This window comes from Endozoicomonas sp. SESOKO2 (assembly GCF_024606245.1).
Taxonomy (GTDB): Bacteria; Pseudomonadota; Gammaproteobacteria; order Pseudomonadales; family Endozoicomonadaceae; genus Endozoicomonas_A.
In genome coordinates this window covers 1-4,663 of sequence record NZ_JAHHPQ010000034.1, presented here as the reverse complement: position 1 = coordinate 4,663, position 4,663 = coordinate 1, and the positions used below count along the sequence as shown (strand labels likewise).

At 50.1% G+C, this 4,663-nt stretch carries 6 protein-coding genes; 5 read left to right on the top strand and 1 reads right to left on the bottom strand.

Annotation, left to right across the window (positions count from 1 at the left end):
• The 4 genes from KDK17_RS00780 to ilvM form a co-directional block, all read left to right on the top strand.
• The coding region (locus KDK17_RS00780) for a hypothetical protein (RefSeq protein WP_257287128.1) at nucleotides 1-396 on the top strand (396 nt) is incomplete at its 5' end.
• A 281-nt stretch (nucleotides 397-677) separates the two neighbouring features.
• On the top strand, nucleotides 678-890 hold the full coding sequence (locus KDK17_RS00775) for a hypothetical protein (protein WP_257274986.1): 213 nt from the start codon (nucleotides 678-680) through the stop codon (nucleotides 888-890).
• Nucleotides 877-2,523, top strand: coding sequence for an acetolactate synthase 2 catalytic subunit (gene ilvG / locus KDK17_RS00770; RefSeq protein ID WP_257274985.1), 1,647 nt, complete (start codon nucleotides 877-879; stop codon nucleotides 2,521-2,523). The genes KDK17_RS00775 and ilvG overlap by 14 nt, the downstream gene beginning before the upstream one ends.
• On the top strand, nucleotides 2,520-2,798 hold the full coding sequence (gene ilvM, locus KDK17_RS00765) for an acetolactate synthase 2 small subunit (RefSeq protein WP_257280598.1): 279 nt from the start codon (nucleotides 2,520-2,522) through the stop codon (nucleotides 2,796-2,798). The genes ilvG and ilvM overlap by 4 nt, the downstream gene beginning before the upstream one ends.
• An 8-nt stretch (nucleotides 2,799-2,806) precedes the next feature.
• Here ilvM and KDK17_RS00760 read toward each other — a convergent pair whose 3' ends face one another.
• Nucleotides 2,807-3,769 (bottom strand): LysR family transcriptional regulator, encoded by a 963-nt coding sequence (locus tag KDK17_RS00760; protein WP_257274983.1) that lies wholly within the window; start codon nucleotides 3,767-3,769, stop codon nucleotides 2,807-2,809.
• 275 nt (nucleotides 3,770-4,044) lie between these two features.
• Between KDK17_RS00760 and KDK17_RS00755 the strand changes: the two genes are divergently transcribed.
• Nucleotides 4,045-4,503, top strand: a complete 459-nt coding sequence (locus tag KDK17_RS00755; RefSeq protein ID WP_257274982.1) for a hypothetical protein — start codon at nucleotides 4,045-4,047, stop codon at nucleotides 4,501-4,503.
• Nucleotides 4,504-4,663 lie beyond the last annotated feature (160 nt).

Below are 4,663 nucleotides of genomic sequence, written 5' to 3'. Positions count from 1 at the left end.
CATGTCAATGGCGCGCAAGCGTCCAAGCCCCCTCCCTCTTTTGCCGGGGTTTCTCTGGGGGGGTGGGATAAGCTGAGAGGTTACACTACTGACCGTTTCCATGGCCGGTCGGCGGTTTCTTACAGTCTGGAGTTCCGCGCTATTCCATTCTGGCAGCCACTTGAGGATCTGCCTGTGGTCGGACCTCTTTACGATATTCCATGGTGGCAATGGACTCTGTTTGTAGATGCTGGCCGCGTTGCTGACGACTTCGACCTGGGAGAACTCCATACCGATATGAAGTACAGCGTGGGTGGTGGCATCCGCTTTAAGGTGGAAGGTGTCACCGTAAGAACTGAAATCGCCAGCAGTAAAGAAGACAACCGGCTTCGATTCTTCATTAACCAGCCTTTCTGAATTTTAATTTTCTGGCACATATTGACTGTGTGTGTTATACCTGAAAATACTTTAAACAATCTGAATAGTATTTATTGGTTATGAAACTCAACCTCATCAGCAACATAATTCTCCTACCCGTCGTGGTGATTAACATCTCCGCGCGGGGGTCTGTTGGCTGACAGATCAGAGTTTCAAGGAACCCCCCGCACCGAAAGGTCCGGGGGGTTTTTTCATATTTGGGGCCTGAAAACCCCGGGAGCACAGACAAGATGACGGCTCCGGACAAAGAGGATAGAACCATGCTAAACCTGAACAACCCAATAATTATTGCTATTCTGAGCCTGACCATTGTGGCAATCATCAGCCTTCCGGAACTGCTGCTGATTATCCTCCCTGTTGCCGTTTTGTTCTCTGCACAGCAGTGGTTTGAAATGAGCGTTAGCAAGCCTGTTCGCATCAAGGCTGAAGCTCATCGCGGGCACGAACGAGGTCAACCCCATGAACGGCGCTAATGCACTGGTAAAAAATCTTTCTCAGCGAGGGATTCAACATGTTTTCGGTTATCCCGGTGGCACCATCATGCCAGTCTATGACGCCTTTCTGGATTCCAATGTTGAGCACCTTCTCTGCAGACATGAACAGGGAGCCGCTTTCGCCGCCATAGGCTACGCCAGGGCCAGTGGTAAAACCGGAGTCTGTATTGCCACCTCCGGCCCCGGCGCAACGAACCTGATCACTGCTTTATCCGACGCCATGCTGGATTCCATTCCTCTGGTGGCCATCACAGGTCAGGTGCCTACTGCCATGATGGGAACGGATGCCTTCCAGGAAATCGATATTCTGGGTATGACACTGGGTTGTACCAAGCACAGCTTTCTGGTGACAGACCCGAATGATATCTGCGAAACCCTGAACAAAGCTTTCGACCTGGCCCGATCTGGCCGCCCGGGCCCTGTTCTGGTTGACCTGCCAAAAGATATTCAGCTGGCAGAGGCTCACTACGTGCCACCACTCAGCGTGATAAAAGAGAGAGCTGCCGACAGTTTTGACAGGATTAATGCTGCGATCTCTTTGCTCCGGAAAAGCAGCAAACCTCTTGCTTACGTAGGTGGCGGTGCAGGAATGGCGGATGCGATAGACGAGCTCAGGACATTCCTGACAGAAACCGGTCTCCCCAGTGTTTGCACCTTGAAAGGAATCGGAGCGATTCGTCCTGACGATCCCGGCTACCTTGGTATGCTGGGTATGCATGGAACCCGGGCTGCCAATCTGGCAGTGCAGGAATGCGACTTGCTGATAGCCATCGGAGCCCGCTTTGATGACCGGGTCACAGGCAAGCTTGAGAGTTTTGCCCCTGGTGCGAAAGTCATCCATCTCGATATTGACCCTGCAGAGCATGGTAAGCGTCGCCCTGTTGATGTCAGTCTTTGTGGTTGCCTGAAGAAGAATCTAAGCAGTCTGACCATTACTTTAGATCAGGGTGACTGGTTACAACACTGTAAGAACAGCCGCGCTGCCAGCCAGTGGTGTTATGACAAACCCGGGGAAGACATCTTTGCGCCTCTGCTTCTGAAACAGTTATCTGAGGCCACCCGCGAGAACTCTGTGATCAGTTGTGATGTGGGTCAGCACCAAATGTGGGTAGCTCAACACATGAGCTTCTGTCATCCGAATAACCACCTTTCCAGTGCCGGGCTTGGTACCATGGGCTTTGGTCTCCCGGCAGCGATAGGCGCTGCTATTTCAAGACCGGAAGACGATGTGATACTCGTCTCCGGAGACGGCTCTTTCATGATGAATGTGCAGGAGCTGGCCTCGATCAAAAGAAAACAGCTGCCCGTCAAAATGGTCTTACTCGACAACCAGCGACTCGGCATGGTGAAGCAATGGCAGGAACTCTTCTTTGACCAGCGCTACAGTGAAACTGACCTCTCGGACAATCCTGATTTTGTCACTCTGGCCAAAGCATTTGGCATTGAAGGCAGAATAATTACCAAAAGACATGAAGTAATCCCCGCTCTGGAAGAAATGCTTCAGGCTCCGGAGGCAAGAATACTTCATGTCTGTATTGATGAGCGGGAGAACGTCTGGCCCCTGGTGCCACCCGGTGCCGCCAACCACGAAATGATGGAGGCAAGAGCATGAGCGATTCCAAAACCCATTACTCCCTGACTATCCAGTGCTATAAAAAGCCAGAGGTACTGGAGCGGCTTCTGCGGGTAGTCAGACACCGGGGATTTGACCTTGAGAGCCTGTCCATGAACAGCTCCGAGTGTGGGAAAATGGTTTCTGCTGCTATTAATGTCTCCAGTGAGCGCCCCATAGAAACGCTTACCCGTCAGATCGAGAAATTATATGATGTTCTCGATGTGTGTCAGCCTGCAGCAACAGAAGCAATCCCTCGGGAAAGTATCATTTGAGGACAGGGTCAGGAAAGCGGAGTACTCTTCTCTTCCTGACTTTCTTCTGACTCAGTGACAAACATATCGAGGTCTTTGCTCTGGATATGTTCCAACAATGCATTACTGATGAACTCCCTCATCCAACGATGCGCTCTGTTCATCTCCCAATACTCAGGCCAGACAATATCAAAGCTGACTTTCGGAATATTTTTTGGGCACTCCCTAATCACGAAGCCAGACAGCTCTTCCATGAACATAGGCAATGAAGCCGGAGCCATAAACACGCAATCTGTTCCCTTGATCAACGCCAGACTGACCGAAAGACTGGGCGACCAGGTTTTCACCTGAACCGAACTGAGGAAACGGTTGATCTCACTTTGCTGATGTAGATTGATATTGTCCCTCTGCACCACAAAGGAAAAAGACCTGAGAGCCTCTTCTGAAAAAGACTCATGGGCCAAAGGATGGTTTTCACAGAGAATCAGGCACATCCGATCTTTCATCAGTGAAAAGCAGGATAAACCTTCTTCCCGGGCGCCCATATAACCAATAGACAGATCCAGCTTTCCGGTTGCAACATCAACAGCTGGATTGATGGCCTGCAACTCAAAGGTCAGCCCGGGTGCCAACGCCCATATTTTTTGCAGTACTTCAGGCAGAATCCGTTCCAGCACCGTGTGTCCTGAAGCAATCCGGAAATGTCGCTGGGTGGTTGAGATATAAAACTGTTGGTTTTCAAAAATACTGCTGGCTTCCGTGACAACTCTGTTCACATCTTCATGCAGGGACATCGCCTTCTCGGACAAGAAAATTCGATTGCCTTTTCTCACCAGAACCGGGTCATTCAATGCTTCCCTTAACTGGGCCAGAGTTCGACTCATGGCAGACTGGGTAACACACATTATCTGCGCTGCTTTGGAAACACTCTGGGTGTCCAGCAGGGCTTTCAGACCAGGCAGCAGGTTCAGGTTCAGTCTGGAAAGATTCATAAATACAGCAGAGGGAATGACAGAAAATAAAAGTATGGCTAAAGAGCCCTACATTATGAATAAAACCTTTCAGAAAACCTTTCTTGAAAGACCACTCCGCTTAAAAGTAACACCTTAAGTCACCTGTTAGAAGAGCAGCTCCATGCCTTTACGTAGCACCCGAAGAGTACGGACGTACAAATACTTATTTAACCTTTCATTTGATTCGCAATCAGGTACACTGGAAATGTGCACTCGTTTACAGGCATTACTGAAAGCGCAGTTAAGGAGGGTCCATGAACCATAACAAGTACAAAGAACTGCAGGATCTGGTGGACAACTACCTGGACTCGGGGTTATCGGCCAGAGAGTATGTTGAAGCCTGTGTGGATGCAGGCGATATCAGCGCTGCAGAAGCCCTGAAGTTGCTGTCTGTTCTCAGGGAAGCCCAGTCAGTTACATTCAAGTTGGCCGAAGTCACGGATTATGAGAACCCCGGCCTTCAAATGACGCTCATGCGAAAAGGAGAGGAGTATGAAAATGATAATCCTCTTTTCAATATCACTTTTGATGAAAGCCTCGATCCTGACAGGGAGGAAGTGATCGATCTTTTACAGAGCTTTGCCAAGGACCTGGCAGTGTTGGCGACCCGCGGGGAGCTGAATGAAGCCGAAGCAGTGGACTCCATCGATGAGAGCCCTGAAGAATGGCTCGATCACCCTAACATCATGCCAGCCAGTGAAACCCGCCATTAACCGGATACTTCATTTCATCACCCGGGTAGATGAAACGAACGACTTCCCGGAGACCTGAGTTCCAGCCAGAATCAGCCAAAGCGCCCCTTCAAGGGCGCTTGCTTTTGTCTAGCAGCCTGTCGGACTTAAGCGTCCGTAGCGAGGATTGCAAGAAATTGAG

What these genes read in the sequence shown, in the direction of transcription:
- KDK17_RS00775 (WP_257274986.1), top strand. Translation starts at nt 678, where the DNA reads ATGCTAAACCTGAACAACCCAATAATTATTGCTATTCTGAGCCTGACC.
- ilvG (WP_257274985.1), top strand. Translation starts at nt 877, where the DNA reads ATGAACGGCGCTAATGCACTGGTAAAAAATCTTTCTCAGCGAGGGATT.
- KDK17_RS00760 (WP_257274983.1), bottom strand. Translation starts at nt 3,769, where the DNA reads ATGAATCTTTCCAGACTGAACCTGAACCTGCTGCCTGGTCTGAAAGCC.
- ilvM (WP_257280598.1), top strand. Translation starts at nt 2,520, where the DNA reads ATGAGCGATTCCAAAACCCATTACTCCCTGACTATCCAGTGCTATAAA.
- KDK17_RS00755 (WP_257274982.1), top strand. Translation starts at nt 4,045, where the DNA reads ATGAACCATAACAAGTACAAAGAACTGCAGGATCTGGTGGACAACTAC.